Origin of the sequence: Thiorhodospira sibirica ATCC 700588 (genome assembly GCF_000227725.2) — a bacterium.
Lineage (GTDB): Bacteria > Pseudomonadota > Gammaproteobacteria > Ectothiorhodospirales > Ectothiorhodospiraceae > Thiorhodospira > Thiorhodospira sibirica.
The window spans coordinates 2,693,400-2,711,027 of the sequence record NZ_MU255056.1 but is presented as its reverse complement, the minus strand read 5'-3'; the positions used below and the strand labels follow the sequence as shown (position 1 = coordinate 2,711,027).

Annotated in this window: 14 protein-coding genes; 4 read left to right on the top strand and 10 right to left on the bottom strand. The window is 57.8% G+C overall.

What is annotated here, in order from left to right:
- The first annotated feature begins 190 nt into the window (after positions 1–190).
- The 4 genes from pheS (at position 191) to THISIDRAFT_RS12535 (ending at position 4,396) form a co-directional block, all read left to right on the top strand.
- Positions 191–1,210, top strand: coding sequence for a phenylalanine--tRNA ligase subunit alpha (pheS, locus tag THISIDRAFT_RS12550; protein WP_006787709.1), 1,020 nt, complete (start codon positions 191–193; stop codon positions 1,208–1,210).
- A gap of 159 nt (positions 1,211–1,369) precedes the next feature.
- Positions 1,370–3,751, top strand: a complete 2,382-nt coding sequence (pheT, locus tag THISIDRAFT_RS12545) for a phenylalanine--tRNA ligase subunit beta (protein WP_006787710.1) — start codon at positions 1,370–1,372, stop codon at positions 3,749–3,751.
- A 2-nt stretch (positions 3,752–3,753) separates the two neighbouring features.
- Complete coding sequence (ihfA, locus tag THISIDRAFT_RS12540) at positions 3,754–4,050, top strand: integration host factor subunit alpha (protein WP_006787711.1); 297 nt, start codon at positions 3,754–3,756, stop codon at positions 4,048–4,050.
- Entirely contained in the window at positions 4,034–4,396 is a 363-nt protein-coding gene (locus THISIDRAFT_RS12535; protein WP_006787712.1) for a MerR family transcriptional regulator, read from the top strand. The genes ihfA and THISIDRAFT_RS12535 overlap by 17 nt, the downstream gene beginning before the upstream one ends.
- Positions 4,397–4,634: 238 nt before the next feature.
- On the opposite strand, the gene fliJ is transcribed toward THISIDRAFT_RS12535, so the two are convergent.
- The 10 genes from fliJ to THISIDRAFT_RS12485 form a co-directional block, all read right to left on the bottom strand.
- The gene (gene fliJ / locus THISIDRAFT_RS12530; RefSeq protein ID WP_006787713.1) at positions 4,635–5,093 is read right to left on the bottom strand and encodes a flagellar export protein FliJ; all 459 of its coding nucleotides are present in this window, start codon (positions 5,091–5,093) and stop codon (positions 4,635–4,637) included.
- Positions 5,094–5,155: 62 nt separating this feature from the next.
- Positions 5,156–6,562: a flagellar protein export ATPase FliI gene (gene fliI, locus THISIDRAFT_RS12525; protein WP_006787714.1), complete on the bottom strand. Its 1,407-nt coding sequence runs from the start codon at positions 6,560–6,562 to the stop codon at positions 5,156–5,158.
- 185 nt (positions 6,563–6,747) lie between these two features.
- Positions 6,748–10,152 carry a flagellar assembly protein FliH gene (locus THISIDRAFT_RS12520; protein WP_221914014.1) on the bottom strand — a complete coding sequence of 1,135 codons (3,405 nt, stop codon included), beginning with the start codon at positions 10,150–10,152 and terminating at the stop codon, positions 6,748–6,750.
- A gap of 46 nt (positions 10,153–10,198) precedes the next feature.
- Positions 10,199–11,251 carry a flagellar motor switch protein FliG gene (gene fliG / locus THISIDRAFT_RS12515; protein ID WP_006787716.1) on the bottom strand — a complete coding sequence of 351 codons (1,053 nt, stop codon included), beginning with the start codon at positions 11,249–11,251 and terminating at the stop codon, positions 10,199–10,201.
- An 11-nt stretch (positions 11,252–11,262) separates the two neighbouring features.
- Positions 11,263–12,915, bottom strand: a complete 1,653-nt coding sequence (gene fliF, locus THISIDRAFT_RS12510) for a flagellar basal-body MS-ring/collar protein FliF (protein WP_006787717.1) — start codon at positions 12,913–12,915, stop codon at positions 11,263–11,265.
- 109 nt (positions 12,916–13,024) lie between these two features.
- The gene (fliE, locus tag THISIDRAFT_RS12505; protein ID WP_006787718.1) at positions 13,025–13,342 is read right to left on the bottom strand and encodes a flagellar hook-basal body complex protein FliE; all 318 of its coding nucleotides are present in this window, start codon (positions 13,340–13,342) and stop codon (positions 13,025–13,027) included.
- A 107-nt stretch (positions 13,343–13,449) separates the two neighbouring features.
- Positions 13,450–14,832, bottom strand: coding sequence for a sigma-54-dependent transcriptional regulator (locus tag THISIDRAFT_RS12500; protein WP_006787719.1), 1,383 nt, complete (start codon positions 14,830–14,832; stop codon positions 13,450–13,452).
- A gap of 269 nt (positions 14,833–15,101) precedes the next feature.
- Positions 15,102–16,577, bottom strand: coding sequence for a sigma-54 dependent transcriptional regulator (locus THISIDRAFT_RS12495; RefSeq protein WP_006787720.1), 1,476 nt, complete (start codon positions 16,575–16,577; stop codon positions 15,102–15,104).
- A 171-nt stretch (positions 16,578–16,748) separates the two neighbouring features.
- Positions 16,749–17,141 (bottom strand): response regulator, encoded by a 393-nt coding sequence (locus THISIDRAFT_RS12490; protein ID WP_006787721.1) that lies wholly within the window; start codon positions 17,139–17,141, stop codon positions 16,749–16,751.
- Between the two features lie 44 nt (positions 17,142–17,185).
- On the bottom strand, positions 17,186–17,599 hold the full coding sequence (locus THISIDRAFT_RS12485) for an Hpt domain-containing protein (RefSeq protein ID WP_139064034.1): 414 nt from the start codon (positions 17,597–17,599) through the stop codon (positions 17,186–17,188).
- Between the last annotated feature and the right edge of the window lie 29 nt (positions 17,600–17,628).

Genomic DNA, 17,628 nt, shown 5'->3' with positions numbered 1-17,628 from the left:
ATCCCACGCGGATCACAGGCTTTTAGGCCGTATGCGGCACAGATAAAGTGCTAAAATCAAGGGGAAAGGCCATACCTTTCCCCTTTTTTTGTTGCGATGGCGGCACAAGGCGCTATGGGCTTTGGGTGATTTGGGATCGCACGCTGCCGGTGCGTTTTGTCAGATGCTGAGCTTTTTTGTGGAAATACCGATGCAGGATCTTAACGATGTTATTGCGACAGCCCTGGATGAGATCAAGGCCTGTCAATCACTAAAGGCCCTTGACAGCCTGCGGGTACAGTACCTGGGCAAAAAGGGCATCATTACCGAACAACTGAAATCGCTGGGCCAGCTCCCGCCAGAACAACGGCGCAGCGATGGTCAGCGGATCAATCAGGCCAAGCAGACGCTCACTGAAGCACTGGAGCAGCGTCATCAGCGGCTGGCAGAGCAGGCGCATCAACAGACCTTGGCAGCGGATACGCTGGATGTGACGCTGCCGGGACGCGGCCAGGAAAGCGGCGGTTTACATCCCCTGACACTGACCATTGAGCGCATTGAACACTTATTGGCGCAGGCAGGGTTCAGTGTGGTCGAGGGGCCGGAAGTGGAGGATGATTACCACAACTTTGAGGCCCTGAATATTCCCGCGCATCATCCCGCCCGTGCGATGCACGATACCTTCTATTTTGATGCCAGCACCTTGCTGCGTACCCACACCTCGCCCGTGCAGGTGCGGGTGATGGAAAGCGGTCAGTTGCCAATCCGGGTAATTGCTCCAGGGCGGGTGTATCGCTGTGATTCGGACATGACCCACAGCCCGATGTTTCATCAGGTGGAGGGGCTTTTGGTGGATGAAGGCATCACGTTTGCGCATCTGCGCGGTGTCCTGGATCAGTTCTTGCAGGCATTTTTTGAACAAGCGGATCTGCAAACCCGTTTCCGGCCTTCGTATTTTCCGTTTACGGAACCCTCTGCCGAGGTGGATATTCAATGTGTGCAGTGCTTCGGTCAGGGCTGCCGGGTCTGCAAGCACACCGGCTGGCTGGAGGTGATGGGCTGTGGCATGGTGCATCCCAATGTATTTGCCCATGTGGGCATTGATGCGCAGCGCTATAGTGGTTTTGCCTTTGGCCTGGGTGTCGAACGCATGGCGATGCTGCGCTATGGGGTCAACGATCTGCGTTTGTTTTTTGACAACGATATTCGCTTTCTCAGGCAGTTTGCCTAGCCGATCCGGGCTTGATCACGCCACTTGTCTGTAATTTATTGACGGCACCGCTCGTTGCGGGACATCCAGCCACATCCGCCAGGCACACCGCCCGCTGATGTATGAGACGGTCACGATGTCCGCTGAACGTGTGCTACGCATTTTGCCGGAGAGAATTATTTGAAAATCAGTAACGAATGGCTACAAAGCTGGGTGGATCATGGCCTGACACCCGAGGCACTGGGGCACCGGCTGACCATGGCCGGGCTTGAGCTGGATGCCATTACACCCGTGGCCGCCGAATTTAGCGGCGTGGTGGTCGGGCGTGTACAGCGCGTCCAGGCGCATCCTGATGCGGATAAGTTGCGGGTATGTGAGGTTGACGATGGCAGCGGCACACTGCAGCAGGTGGTCTGCGGCGCCCCGAATGTGCATGAGGGCATGTATGCCCCCTTGGCCCGTGTCGGTGCGGTGTTGCCGGATAATTTTCAGATCAAAAAGGCCAAGCTGCGCGGTGTGGAATCCTTTGGCATGTTGTGTTCTGCCAAAGAGCTGGGGCTTGCGGAAAGCAGCGATGGTCTGCTGGGTCTGCCGCATGACAGTCCGCCGGGGATGGATGTCCGCACCCTGCTGGGCCTGGATGATGTGGTGCTGGAGATTGATCTGACCCCCAACCGGGCGGATTGTCTGAGTATTTCCGGGGTGGCGCGTGAGGTGGCTACCCTGGTTGAGCGGCCTTTGATCCCTTTGGCGATAACTCCCGTGCCGCCGACCATTACCGAAACCTTCCCGATCACGCTGGAGGCGCCGCAGGATTGTCCGCGTTATGCCGGGCGGGTGATCCGTGGGGTCAATCCGCAAGCGCCCACCCCGCTGTGGATGCGGGAGCGCCTGCGCCGCTGCGGGATTCGCAGTTTGGGCCCCTTGGTCGATGTCACCAATTATGTGATGCTGGAACTCGGCCAGCCGATGCACGCTTTTGATCTGGCGCATCTGCATGAAGGCATTGTGGTACGTCGTGCCCGCGTTGGTGAGCGCCTGCAGCTGCTGGCCGGGCAAGAGATTGAGCTCAGCGAGGCAGATTTGCTCATTGCCGATGGGCGAGGGCCATTGGCCCTGGCCGGGATTATGGGCGGCGATATGAGCGGTGTGGACGAAACCACCCGCGATGTCTTTCTGGAAAGCGCCCATTTCAGTCCACAGGCGATAGCTGGACGCGCCCGCAGTCATGGTCTGCACACCGATGCCTCGCACCGTTTCGAGCGCGGCGTTGATCCGCAACTGCCGGTGCAGGCCTTAGAGCGTGCCACTGCCCTTTTGCTGGAGATTGTCGGCGGACAGGCCGGGCCGGTACATGATGTAATCGCGCCGCAAGGCATCGCCCAACCCGCCGCGATTGCCTTACGGCCTGCGCGGGTGGAGCAACTGTTGGGCGCACAGATCCCCAGCGCACAGATGCAGCGCCTGTTACAGGCCTTGGGCTGTCGTCTGGAGTCTGCGCAGACAGCAACATGGCAAGTCTGGCCGCCGAGTTTCCGCTTTGATCTGGCGATTGAGGAAGATCTGATCGAAGAGGTGGCCCGCGTTTACGGCTATGATCAGCTCCCGCGCCAGATGCCGCCGCTGCAAGCCAGTATCCGGGCGCAGGATGAACGCCAGGTCTCCATCCACGCCATCCGCCGCAGCCTCAGTGCGCGAGGCTATCGGGAGGCGATTACCTATAGCTTTGTAGACCCGGCGATTGAAGCCCTGTTAGCGCCCGAGCAATCGCCGCTGTCCCTGGTCAATCCGATTTCCAGCGAAATGGCCGCGATGCGCACCACGCTCTGGCCGGGCCTGATCAAGGCGGCACAATACAATCTCAATCGCCAGCAAGAGCGGATTCGCCTGTTTGAAACCGGGCTGAGTTTTGTGCCCACGCCGCAGGGACTGCAACAACAGGCCCAGCTCGCCGTGCTGGTGTGCGGACCGGTGTTGCCGGAACAATGGGGCAGTGCGGCGCGTCCGGTGGACTTTTTTGATCTCAAGGGCGATCTGCAAGCCGTGCTGGCGCTGGCGGGTCTGGAACAGAGGGTCGTTTATCAGGCACAGACCCATCCGGCCTTACACCCTGGGCAAAGTGCGCGCCTGCTGCTGGATGAACAGCCCATCGGCTGTCTGGGGGCCTTGCATCCCCAGGTACAGGCACAACTGGATCTGCCCGGCGCGGTCTATGTATTTGAGATAGCGCTGGATCGCCTCAGACGCAGCACCCAGGTGCGTTATCAGGAACAATCACGCTTTCCGCTGATTCGTCGGGACTTGGCACTGCTGGTCGATCAAACGCTAAGTGCCGATACCGTGATCAACGCAGTACGCACCTTTGCACCCAAAGAGGTCAAAGACATTGTGCTGTTTGATGTGTATACTGGAAAAGGTTTGCCTGATGCCTGTAAAAGTCTTGCTTTAGGCTTGATTTTACAAGACTTATCACGCACTCTTACAGATACGGAAGTCGATGCCATCATGGCACAGATTACGCAACAATTAGCACAACATTTAGGCATTCGTTTAAGGGGTTGAGCATGGCTCTCACTAAGGCCGATATGGCAGAAAAGCTCTTTAATGAGCAGGGTCTCAACAAACGCGAGGCCAAGGAGTTTGTCGAGTTTTTCTTTGAGGAGCTTCGTTGTGCCCTGGAGCAGGGCGAGCAGGTGAAATTGTCTGGATTTGGAAACTTTACATTAAGAGATAAAAACCAACGTCCTGGACGCAACCCCAAAACCGGTGAAGAGATTCCGATCTCAGCCCGCCGGGTGGTGACTTTCCGTCCCGGGCAAAAACTCAAGGCGCGGGTAGAAACCTATGTTGGAAGCCGGTAATAACAAAGAGCTGCCGGTCATTCCCGGCAAGCGGTACTTTACGATTGGCGAGGTCAGCGAACTGTGCGGCGTCAAGCCGCATGTATTGCGCTACTGGGAGCAAGAATTCCCCTCGCTCAAACCAGCGAAACGGCGTGGCAACCGGCGCTATTATCAGCGCCAGGACGTGATCCTGATACGCCAGATTCGCAGCCTGCTATACGAGCAGGGCTACACCATCGGCGGCGCACGCCAAAAGCTTGCGGGCAATCAGGCCAAAGATGATGTCTCCAAAAGCAAGCAAATCATCCGCCAGATGCGCATCGAACTGGAGGATATCTTGCAAGTGCTGCGACCTAAATCCTGAACGGCAAGAAACGTGGCGGCATCTTCCAGATGCCGCTGAAAAAAAGCGACACCTGGAAGGTGTCGCCACGTCAAAAACCCCCTCCTTATTTAAGGAGGGGTGCCGCGTAGCGGCGGGGTGGTTGTAAAAAGCAAACACCTGAGAACCTGACCCCCTCCCCGCCTGCGGCGGGACTCCCCCTTGGCAGGGGGAGAGTTTTTCACGGCTGCGGAGCTTTAGCTCCGCGCTCCCGGTAAGGCTATGAGGTGATGTTGTTTTTTCTTAAGAAGAGCTGCTGGCAGCGTTCGTCGTTTTCATATTGTTCGCGGCGTTCGCTGACTTGATATTCTTCCTTGCGGAAACGATCGACGGCTTTGTTAATCGCGTCACTTTTGATTTTGGTTTGCATCCATTGATGGCGTGAGGCTTCAACTTCCTTGCGGGCCAGTTCAATCATCTGCGCTTGTTGTTCAATCGCTTCGTTGATGCGCGATAAAAACAGCCGGTAGTCGCGGATGCCGATGCCGGACATTCCACCGCCGACATCGGCATCAAAACGGCGCAGGTATTCTTGCTGAAAGCTTTCCAATTCTTCCAGGCGGTGCAGGTGGCTGTCCAGCGCTCGCTGACGGTCGCCAAGGCGGCGTGCTGCGGATTGCTGGCGCTCGTGGGCCACTTGCACCACCGGTTCCATGCGTCTGGAGCGGTTGTTGGTCATGTTTTGCCTCCAAGTCTTTACGACCGCCCACAAGCGGATGGCCGGGGCGTGTCATGGATCGTCTAGCGGGCACCGCCTGGGGCTGAATCGCCCACCAGACGCTCCAGCGAGATGATGCTTTCATTGAATTGTACGCCTTCACGCAGATCCTGTTGCAGATAGTGTTCTAGCAGCGGATAAAAGCCGATGGCCTCATCAACCCGCGGATCGGCACCTTTCTGATAGGCCCCTACGCTGATCAGGTCACGATTGCGCCTGAAGGTGGCATATAGTTGCTTGAAGCGCCGGGCGGCCTGGATCTGGGCCTGCGGGGCGATTTCATTCATCACGCGGCTGATGGAAGCCTCAATATCAATGGCTGGATAGCGTCCGCCTTCGGCGATTTCGCGAGACAGCACCACATGTCCGTCGAGAATGGCCCGCGCTGCATCGGCAATCGGGTCATTGACATCATCGCCTTCGGTGAGCACGGTATAAAATGCGGTGATGGAGCCGCCGCCGTGATCGCCATTGCCTGCCCGCTCAACCAGTTGCGGCAATTTGGCAAACACCGAGGGGGTATAGCCCTTGGTGGCGGGTGGCTCTCCAATGGCCAGGGCAATCTCGCGCTGGGCCTGGGCAAAGCGGGTCAGTGAGTCCATCAATAACAAGACATTCATGCCCTGATCGCGGAAGTATTCGGCGATGCTGGTCGCTAACATCGCGCCATGCAGGCGCATCAAGGGTGAGTGATCCGCCGGTACAGCGACCACCACGGCCCGCGCCAGCCCCTCTTTGCCGAGAATATTTTGCACGAATTCATTGACTTCGCGGCCTCGTTCGCCGATGAGCGCGACGACGGTAATATCGGCAACGGTGTAGCGGGTCATCATGCCTAAGAGCACACTTTTGCCCACGCCGCTGCCCGCAAACAGGCCCATGCGTTGCCCACGTCCCACGGTCAATAAACCGTTGATAGCGCGCACACCGACATCCAGGGGTTCACTGATCGGGCGGCGGGCCAAGGGATTGATGGAGCGCCCCAGTAGCGGTACGCGGGTATCGCATTGCGGCGGGGGTTGTCCATCCAGCGGGCGCCCCGCACCATCCAGAACCCGTCCCAGCAGGGCTTCACCGACCGGGGTATCGCTGGCGCTGAGCGTGGGAATGACTCGCGCTCCAGGGGTTAGGCCCACCAGTTCGCCCACGGCCATGAGTAGGGTGCGCTGCCCGGAAAAGCCGACGACCTCGGTTTCAAGCTCATGGCCGCCGGCGGAAACCACCTTGCAGCGTCCGCCCACGGGAACCTGGCAGCCTTCTGCTTCCAGGGTTAAACCAATCATCCGCACCAGGCGGCCCTCGGCCATCATCGGCTTGGTTTGCTCGGCGCGCTTGCGATAGCGTTCTAAATGCCCGGCGATGCGTGCATTACGCTGTATTGGCGCAAGCTCGCTGGGCAAGGTCTGGGTTTCGGTGACTAACTGATTCATAAGTTTTGTGGGCACACTGGCGGCTTGTTGCGGCGTTGCGAATGTGGCTCAGTAGCCCACCCTCCTGTTGTGCTGAATGAATAACAGTGGCCCTCACGCGTCGATTCAGCCACCTTCGTTTGTTGAAACCGTCCACCCACCGCTTGTGTGGGTGGTGTCGTTGAATGGTGTCTCGCCCTAAACCATCAGCCTTGTGGCGGTGGTGCTGGCGGCCTGGCCGCTGGTTTGGCGGCGGGTGCTGCCGGTTTGGCGGCCGGGGCGGCAGGTGCCGCTGGCTTAGCTGCAGGCGCTGCCGGTTTGGCGGCCGGGGCGGCGGGTGCTGCTGGTCTAGGCGCAGGCGCTGCCGGTTTGGCGGCCGGGGCGGCAGGTGCCGCTGGCTTAGCTGCAGGCGCTGCCGGTTTTGCGGCCGGGGCGGCGGGTGCTGCTGGTTTAGCTGCAGGCGCTGCCGGTTTGGCGGCCGGGGCAACGGGTGCCGCTGGTTTAGGCGCAGGCGCTGCCGGTTTAGCGGCCAGGGCGGCGGGTGCTGCTGGTTTAGGCGCAGGCGCTGCCGGTTTAGCGGCCGGGGCGGCGGGTGCTGCTGCTGGTTTAGCTGCAGGCGCTGCCGGTTTTGCGGCCGGGGCGGCGGCGGGTGCTGCTGGTTTAGGCGCAGGCGTTGCGGGTTTTGCGGCCAGGGCGGCAGGTGCTGCCTCGGGTGCCGCTGCTTGCTCGGTGAGCGCGCTGGCAACGGAGTTTGCCATTTCAGCAGGGATGCCTGACGCCGTTGGCGTTTCTGGCCGGTCTTCATCAAAATCGGGCTCAACCGTGTCAATGTCTGGCCAAAAATCCGGATTTTCATCCAGTGCGGGACCGGTGTCTGCGCTCAGCGCTACCTCAGCATCTGACGGGGTATCCGTCTCTGGCCAGATCGGTGGATCAGGATCCAACTCGGCCTTGGCGACCGCGCTAGGCTCTGTCGGCGCATCCTGCTCCGTCATTTCAGCAGGCAAGGCCTCTTCGGGTGCAGCTTCTACGACATCAGCGCTGTCAGTGACTTCTTGATAGGCTTCTACGGCCTCGCTTTCGGGCAATTCGGCTTCTGTCTGTACTTCGCTCTCTGCCGACGGTTCTTCGACATAAGCCTCGGTTTCTGCCATCTCGGCAGGGATTTCTTCTGCGGGTCGTTCTTCTTCCGCAACGGCCTCAACGGCGGCGGCTTCATCCTCAGCGACGGCAGTTTCGGCCACTTCTTGATAGGCTTCTACTGCTTCGCTTTCTGCCGCCGGTTCTTCGGCATAGGCGATATCTTCACCCAGTTCAGCAGACATGGCTTCTTCCAGCATGGCTTCATCGGCTTGCCGGTCATCTTCAGCGACCTCGGGTTCGGCTTCAGCCAAGGCTTCACTGTCTGCTGCCGCTTCTTCACTATAAGCTTCTTCGGGCGCTGCTTCTACGGCTTCATCATCAACCGCCGTTTCAGCGACTTCTTGATAAGGGTCTACCGCTTCTACTTCAGGTAATTCCTCGGTCAAGACTTCGCTGTCTGCTGCCGCTTCTTCGGTATAAGCTTCCGCTCCAGCCATCTCGGCAGGAACTTCTTCTGCGGGTAGTTCTTCTTCCGCAACGGCCTCGACCGTAGCAGCTTCATCCTCAGCGACGGCAGTTTCGGCCACTTCTTGATAGGCTTCTACTGCTTCGCTTTCCGGCAGTTCGGCCTCGGCCAGCGCCTCTGTCTCTGCCGCCGGTTCTTCGGCATAGGCTTCAGCCTCGGCTATTTCTGCGGGCTGTTCTTCTTCAGCAACGGCGGTTTCATCTGCTTCTTGATAGGCTTCTACTGCTTCACTTTCCGGCAGTTCGGCCTCGGCCAGCGCCTCTGTCTCTGTCGCCGGTTCTTCCGCGTAGGTTTCAGCCTCGGCCATCTCGGCAGAAACTTCTTCTGCGGGTAGTTCTTCTTCCGCAACGGCCTCGACCGTAGCAGCTTCATCCTCAGCGACGGCAGTTTCGGCCACTTCTTGATAGGCTTCTACTGCTTCGCTTTCGGGTAGTTCAGCTTCCGTCAGTGTTTCGCTTTCTGCCGCAGGCTCTTCCGCGTAGGCTTCAGCCTCGACTATTTCTGCGGGCTGTTCTTCTTCAGCAACGGCAGGTTCATCTGCTTCTTGATAGGCTTCTACCGCTTCACTTTCTGCCGCCGGTTCTTCCGCGTAGGCTTCAGCCTCGGCTATTTCCGCAGCTTGTTCTTCTTCTGCAACGGCCTCAACCGCAGCGGTTTCATCTGCTTCTTGATAGGCTTCCACTGCTTCGCTTTCCGGCAGTTCGGCATCGGTCAGCGCCTCTGTCTCTGCCGCCGGTTCTTCGGCATACGTCTCGGCTTCTGCCATTTCGGCAGGGAGTTCTTCTGCAGGCAGCGCGTCTTCCGCCACGGCCTCGCTGCTTTCCGGGAGTTCATCCACCGCGTCTGCCACAGGATCGGTTGGCGTGGGAACATCATCCGAAAGCGCTTCGACCGGCTCAGCCGGTGCTTTGCCCGCGCTTTTGTAGTCAATCGGCTCCAGCGGATAATCCGGGCCGAGTTCCTCGTTTAACAAGGCTCCAAAGTCAGGTTGCGGCTCGGTTTCTTCCGTGTCCTCCACCGGCTTTGCTTTCGCCTTGGGGGCGATCTCGATTTTTTCGAGCGGCAGATCATCGGGCAGCGCCTCGGCCTCGGCGTTTGTGTCCATGGCCTCCGTGGGGATCTGCTCTGCTTCAGGGGCTGGCTCCGGTTCAGCCTCCTGGGCGCTTTCCAGCGGCGCAGGCGGGGCTAAGGGAGGCGGCAGATCAATTTTTTCCAGGCCTTCGAGTTTGTCATCTTCCGCCATGGCATTGGCGGGGAGCATGTCGGCCTGACGTTCGCCGCCCCAAATGGCCGCCACCACGGCATTAAAGCGTGATTCCAGGGTGGCGTCGATGTAGGAGCGTTCGGTTTCCACTCGCACGCCGCCACGGGTCATGGCCGGGTCTTCAACCACAGACCAGGCATGACCGCCATCCTGCAGATGCAAGGTGTCGCGCACCACTTTGGCCTCATCAGGGTGCAGGTGCAGCCGGGGGTTGCGTTCTGCGCTGGGCAGGGCGCGCAGCGCCTCACGCACCACGGCGATGATCTGCTTGGGATCCTGGCGGATTTCACGTCGCAGTAACTGCCGCGCCACAGCAATTGCCAGGGCGACAATTTCTTTTTCCAGGGCCTCATCCAGGGTTGCCACCGGATCGGCCAGATTGTGCATCAGCGTCTGGAAGGTGTGGGCAACCGCCTGGGTCTGTTTTTCCGCCTCGCGCAGTTTCGCCTCGGCCGCCTGAATCTTTTTATTGCCTGCCGCTATTCCATCCTGTTCACCCTTGACCATACCCTCGGCATGGCCTTGGCTGTAGGCCTCGTCATAGGCCTGTTTTTGGATCTCGGCGATCTGCTCGGCGGTCAGCCGATGCGGTTCCGGGGTAGCCGGGGCAGGTTCCACCGCTTCAGCGTCCTCCTTGGGAGGGGTCTTTGCTTTGGTGGGTTTTTCACTCAATTCGGGGGCCTGCCAGCGCTGTACATTGTCAGCCTCAGCCGATTTTTCAGGAATCACGCCTGTCATTTCATATATCCTCATCAATAGCCACGCCAGGCGTTTGCCTTAGCGCCTAGAGCATTTGTTCGCCACCCTTGCCGCCCAAGACCAGTTCGCCTTCCTCGGCCATGCGGCGGGCAATGGCAATAATTTCTTTTTGAGCGGCTTCGACTTCGCTAAGACGAACCGGCCCTTTGGCCTCCAAGTCATCGCGCAGCATTTCGCCGGCACGCTTGGACATATTGCGGAAAATCTTTTGCTTGAGCGGTTCGTCTGCCCCTTTGAGCGCCATAACCAGCGCATCGGAGGAGATTTCACGCAGCAGTGCCTGAATGCCACGATCATCCACATCAACCAGGTTATCGAACACAAACATCAAATCTTCAATGGTCTGGCCCAAATCGTCATCGGCCTGACGGATGCTGTCCATGATGATCGATTCCTTGGAGGGATCGACAAAGTTAAGGATTTCTGCCGCCGTTTTGACGCCACCGATATTCGAGGTACGGGCAACATTTTCCCCGGCAAACTGTTTTTCCAGAATATCGTCAAGTTCTTTGAGCGCATTGGGCTGAATGCCGTTGAGCGTGGCAATGCGCATGATTACGTCAGGTTGATGACGCTCGGGCAGATTGGATAACACCTCGGCGGCATGATCGGGCTCCAGATGCGTCAAGACAATGGCGATGATCTGCGGATGTTCCAGACTGATGATTTCTGCCACTGCGCGTGGATCCATCCATTTAAGCGCCTCCAGACCCTTGGAATTGCGCCCCAGCAGGATGCGATCAATCAGACTGCCGGCCTTATCCTCACCGAGCGCGGTGACCAGCATGCGCCGGATGTATTCATCTGAACCGATGCCTAGCGCGGTTTGTTCCTCGACCAGGCGGATAAAGTCATCCACCACATGGCCGATGTCGGTTTTGGTAATGTTTTGCAAGGCGGCCATGGTGGCCCCGATGCGCTGCACTTCCTTGGGTCCCATGTGCTTGAGCACTTCAGCCGCAACCTCTTCGCCCAAACTCATCATCAACACGGCGGCGCGTTCGGCGCCATTGAGGCGGCTTTTATTTAGGATGGTTTCTGCCCCTTGGGTTACCGGGGTGGCATTTTCAGGTTCCATAGCACACTCTCTTAGGCTGCGTCGGTGGCGATCCAGACTTTAATCACCTGGGCCACACGTTTGGGATCTTCGCGCACTAAATTGCGCACCAGTTCCAGATTATCCTGAAAGCTTTCGGCTTTTTTCTCAGGGCTTTCAAGCTGCCCCTGGGCATGTTCACCATCATGGCCCAGCGTTAATTGGTCATCTTCCATCTGGTCCTCCAGGGCCATTTGTTCAAGGGCTTCACGTTCTGCGGCGCCTTTTTCAGCCAAGGTGCGTAACAAGGGACGCAGGACCGCCAGAATCAGAATCAGGATCAGCAAGGCACCTAAAGCGGTTTTGGCCAGTTCCTGAATCCAGGCTTCACGCCACCAGGGCTGTTCGGCCATCATCTCCACCGGCGCGGGCCTAAAGGAGGCATTGATCACATTGACGCTATCTCCGCGCCGTGCATCAAAGCCGACCGCATCGCGCACCAAGGCATTGATACGCTCCATTTCCTCGGCAGGCCAGGCTTCACGTACCAAGACCCCTTCTGCATTGGCCACCTGGCGATGATCGACCACCACGGCGACCGACAGGCGGCGCAAGGAACCGGGGGCTTCGCGGATATGGCTGATGGTACGATCCACTTCAAAATTACGGGTACTGCGACGGCTCATGCTGCTGGGCAGTTCTGGCTCAGGCTGGCCTTCCACGCCTTCACCCTGGGCAATGGCGCCACCGGGAGGCGGTTGATTCACCAACGCACCCGGAACCCCCATGATACCGATCATGCCACGGGTTTCTTCTTCGCTGATCTGTTCGCTGCGCAGTGCCGAAAACTGCGGGTCATAGGCCTCCTGGGTGCGCTCAACCCGTGAAAAATCAAGATCAGCAGTCACTTGAGCGCGGACGCCTTCAAGACCTACCAGCGGACTTAAGATTTGCACAATACGCCGTTCAAAGCCTTCTTCAACCCGTTGTGCGTATTCCAGATGATCCGCCCGCAGGCTCATTTCATCCTTATCATCGTGATTGGTCAGCAGGCGGCCCTGTTGATCCACCACGGTGACGTTTTCCGGGTCGAGGGTGGCGATGCTGGAGGCCACCAGATTCACGATGCCGGTGACCTGTTGTTCATTGAGTGAGCGCCCCGACAGCAGGGTCACGATGACCGAGGCTGTGGCTTTGGTGCGTTCGCGTACAAACACGGAGTCACGCGGTAAGGCCAGATGCACCCTGGCGCTTTCCACGCTGGCGATGGTGCTGATGGTGCGTGCCAGCTCACCTTCCAGGGCATGATGATAGCGGGCCGTTTCCACCATGCGACTGGTGCCCAGCCCCTGATCACGCTCTAAAATCTCAAAGCCAAAGCCGGGGGTTTTGGGCAGCCCGGCGGAGGCCATTTGCAGGCGTGCCTCATGGATATTGCTTTCCGGCACCATGATGGCGCCCGTGGCTGGATCCAGACGGTAGTTTACCCCGTTGATCCTTAATGCCTCGGTGATCTGTGCGGCATCTTGTTCGCTGAGATTATTGTACAGCGGTGCATAGGTTGGACGGGTGATCCAGATAAACAGAGTGATAACCAAGGCCACCACGGCGGCGGCAGCTACCATGATGCCTACCTGCTGCTGTGCCGGCAGCTTGGTAAAGCCTTGTACCTGGTCGTTCAGCACGGTGCTTAATGCGGTGGCCATGGATTTTGCCTCTTTGCTCTTTTCTTAATGGCGAATAATTGTGAGTAATGTGAAAACCTGAACTGCCGGGCCGCCTGTATTCAGGACGGCGCCGGGCATGGATTTGGGCCTAAATCGGCATCTTGATGATGTCTTGATACGCCTCTAACAGCTTGTTGCGAACCTGAGTGAGCGCGGTAAACGACAGACTGGATTTTTGCATGGCGACCATGACCTCACCCAGATCCACCTCTGGATCACCCAGCTCAAAACGGGTGGAGAGCTGGTTGGACTCTTGCTGGAGGGCATTGACCTGATCCAGCGAATACTTAAGGGCTGATGCAAAACTGACGCCATCATCACGCGCAGCGGGCAGCTCAACCTCCAGACCGGATTGGTGGGCCAGATGGCGCATTTGGAATACAACGTCGTTAATTTGCTGACTCATTAGGATAATCTCCTGTTTGAACGTAGGTTGCTTGGTAAGTCCCGCCGAAGCGGGGATTTTCTAAGGTGTTTGGGCCGTGGTGATATCGCCACGGCAGGGCTTTTTGCTTAGCCGGGTATGGCCACACCGGCCTCACGCAGCCGGGCGAGTTTGTAGCGCAGAGTGCGCGGGCTGATCCCTAAGCGGGCGGCTGCCTCCTTGCGCTTGCCGCTTTCTGCGCGCAGAGCTTCAAGGATCAGGCGCTCTTCACGCGAGCGCAAATCCATATCCAGATAGCCCGGCAAATCATCTTCATCCTCATCGTGATCGAAATCTAGATCATCGAGATCATCGAAGGCGCTGATGACGGAGACAGGCTCATTGCCCATCGGCTCAAAGCGGATGACGCTGGCATCCAGACGCTCACCGGGTGCCAGAATCAAGGCACGCTGAATGACGTTATCGAGTTCGCGCACGTTGCCCGGCCAGGGATGATCCAGCAAACGCGCCATGGCGGATGAAGTCAGTTGGGGTTGGCGGGTGCCACGGGCGTGCAGTTCAATCATGCGCTGTGCCAACGGCAGGATGTCGTCGGGACGGTCGCGCAACGGTGGAATCCACAGGGGAAAAACATTCAGGCGATAATACAAATCCTCGCGCAGATGGCCGCTTTCGACACTCTGGCGCAGATTGCGATTAGAGGTTGCCAGCACGCGCACATCCAAAGAGATCACGCGGCGTCCGCCGAGACGTTCCACCTCGCGCTCCTGCAAGACACGCAACAGCTTTGCCTGCAGGCCCATGTCCATCTCGGACACCTCATCCAGCAGCAAAGTACCGCCCTGAGCCTGCTCAAACTTCCCGGCGCGGGCTTCATAGGCCCCGGTAAAGGCGCCCCGCTCATGCCCGAACAGCACTGCTTCGAGCATATTTTCCGGGATCGCTGCACAGTTGATGGCGACAAAAGGACCGTCACAACGGCTGGAATGGGCATGGATGAAGCGGGCATACACTTCTTTGCCAACCCCGGATTCGCCGTTGAGCATCACGGTAGCCTCCGAGGCGGCGACTTTGGCAGCCAGGGAGAGTAGCTGCATACTCTTGGGATCTTTGGCGATTAAATCCACGGTGGAAGTATCTGGCATGCCTCCGATCAGGCGGCGAATCGCTTCGACCACGGCCTCGGTGCCTGCGGTCTTGAGGACAAAATCGGCAGCCCCTTCGCGCATCGCTTCCACGGCTACCCCAATGCCGGTGGCGTGACTGGTCAATAGTACCGGGGCCAGTAAACCACCACGCCGCCGCAGACGACGCAGTAAACTGATGCCGTCAAGTCCACGACCTTTGAGCGCAGCGACGACGACGTGAATGGTTTCACGCTCTAGAATGGCCGGGACTTGAGCCGCGTCGGCCGTGTCAATCACCCGGTAACGCTCACCGGAGAGGGCCTCACCGAGCCGGACACGCCAATCCTCGTCTTCATCCGCAATCAATACGCTTTTGGAATTCATGAGTTCTCTTGGCTCCACTTGAACTACCCGTTGCACATACTTCTGTGACCTACCCTTCTTGCATGATTTCGCAGATCAAGAAGTGGTCGCATATCCGCAAAAGACCGCTGTATGGCGCTTTGGGGATGGCGTACCCAGGTAGATACCGATACGTCAAATGACGTTTATATGCTTTTAAGCAGATTGTGTGCCAAGAATGATTTTGGCTTTAAAGACAATAACTCAGGAGGGAGGAAGCGGTAATGAGTGGGCGGCGGGCGCACGGCCCGTCAAATTCCCGTCATTTCATCATCGCGCTGGATGCCAAATTTACGCATCTTTTCTACCAAGGTCGTGCGCCGCATTCCCAACAGCTTGGCGGCATGGGCGACCACGCCGGCACTTTCGTCAAGGGCCTGGCGAATCATGTGCATTTCCAGTTCGCTGATGTATTCTTTCAGATCAATGCCCGATTCCGGTAAGCGCCCGGCAGGCAGGGCCAAAGGCCCGGAGATGGACTGATTCTGGGACAGCTCGGAGAGGGTGCTCTCGTCGAGGTGTTCGCGGAATTTGCGCGGCAGATCGGCCACCTCGACCGTCTCGCCAGGATGCATGATCGCCAGACGCTCAATCAGATTGGCCAGTTCGCGCACATTCCCTGGCCATTCATAGCGCGCCAGCACCTGCAAGGCCCCGCTGGACACCCGCACACTGCCACGGCCCGCACTTTCCAGGCGCGCCACCAGTTCACTGATCAATAAGGGGAGATCCTCACTGCGATTGCGAAGCGGCGGAGTTTCAATCGGAAAGACACTCAGCCGGTAATACAGGTCTTCACGAAAGCTCCCCTCCTTGATGCAGGTATCCAGATCACGGTGGGTGGCGGCGATGATGCGCGCATCGGTGGTTAAGGCTTTATTACTGCCCACCCGTTCAAAGGTTTTTTCCTGCAAGACCCGCAATAACTTGACCTGCATCGGCAAGGGCATGTCGCCGATTTCATCAAGGAATAAAGTGCCGCCATTGGCCAGTTCAAAACGCCCCTGGCGCGAGGTGATCGCGCCGGTAAAAGCCCCCTTTTCGTGGCCGAACAGTTCGCTTTCCAGCAGATCGGGGGGGATGGCACCGCAGTTGACCGCGACAAAAGGCTTGTTGTGCCGACTGGAGAGCGAATGAATATTGCGCGCCACGACCTCCTTGCCCGTGCCGGTCTCGCCTAAGACCAGGACGTTGGCATCCGATTCGGCCACCTGACAGATCAAATAGCGCAGGCGTTGCATGGTCTGGCTACGTCCCACCAGGGAGTGCATCAGTTCTGTCTGCCGTTGGGTCTGCGTGGCATCGCCACTGATCCAGAAATAGCGGGCACGGCGCAAGGCATCGGCCAGTTCAGGATGACGCAGGGGATAGCTTAGACAGCGGACCACCTGAGTGGATAGACGGACATCTTCGGGAGTTGGCGGATCTTCACCGATGAGCGCCAGCGGTAAGCGCGGACTCCAACGGTTAAGCTCTGTCAGCAGCTTTGCCAGATCCACCTGGGCGCAATCACTGACCAAGGCGGCAAGCCATGTTGTATCTTGCCCATTGACGGAAACCTGCCATTGTCGGGCACTGACCAGAACCGGACGCACATCCATAAACTCAAGGACAATGCGGATTTGGTCAATACGTTGATCATCATCGGCAATCACCAGCACCTGCTCGGGTTCTAATGAAAGGGAATGCCGTTTATGCATACTGTCAGCGGTGTGATCAGATGACATCGTTACCAGCCATGATGTTGTTTTAAGTATCGCGTGCGCGCCAAAGCCTGTGGCACACCATGAATGCACCTCAGTCCGTTTTTGCCCGCTCCTTATTTTAAGATAAAAAAGCAAAAATGCATGAATCTCGATCACTCACTGCGGCTGGCGACGCTTGCACGCCTTGGCCCCCTAGATCAGCTTGAGATTTTTGAGTTCTTCAAGCAAGTGAATCTTGGCAATCGGTTTGGTGAGGTAGGCATCACACAAATTATGAAAAGCCACATGAATATTTTTCAGGTCATTGAGCGCACTCACCATGATGACTTTCGCATTAGCGGGAGAAAAGATGCCATGGGTCTCTTCCAGCGCCCGAATCTGTTTGAGCGCATCATGTCCGCTTAACTCAGGCAGCATGATGTCCAGACAGATCAGCTCATAAGGCTCACCGGACAAAATGGCCAGGCGCACCGCCTCAACCGCCTCAAGCCCATCGACGGCAACATGGGTGGTGCCATAATCTTGTAAAATCGTTTGCAGCAGCAAGCGGCTGGTCAGGTCATCTTCGACGATCAATGTTCTCATGCAAAAGCCTATCTACTGCCGTGTCTCTATCACAGCAAAGCCCGTTAGCGGCGTTGCCTTTTGAAGGTTTCAATGGCGTGCGCCAGTTCGTGAAAATGTCCCGTTAATTCGGGAAGTTTTGCGCAAACTTCGACGGTATTGCCGCTATCTGCGGCGTGTTCGATGACCTGCGCACACGCCTGCAAGCGCGGGGCATTCACGTTGCCGGCGGCCCCTTTGAGCGAATGCGCCAGGCGCTTGACTTCCATCAGTTGACCTTGCCGGGCCTGTTCTGCCAAGCGCTGCAGCTGTTTGGGGGTGTCTTCCAAGAAGGCATCCAAGAGCAGCTCAGCAAAGGCCTGATCCCCCATCAAGCGTGAGAGTAATTGCGTCGGAACAAAGATCGCGGGCGATGTATCCGGATCACGCATCAAATCAGTACCCGTGCGAATCGCTTTCCATGCGGGGGTTTGAACCACGAATGCACATGTGTCTATTTGTGCTTAGC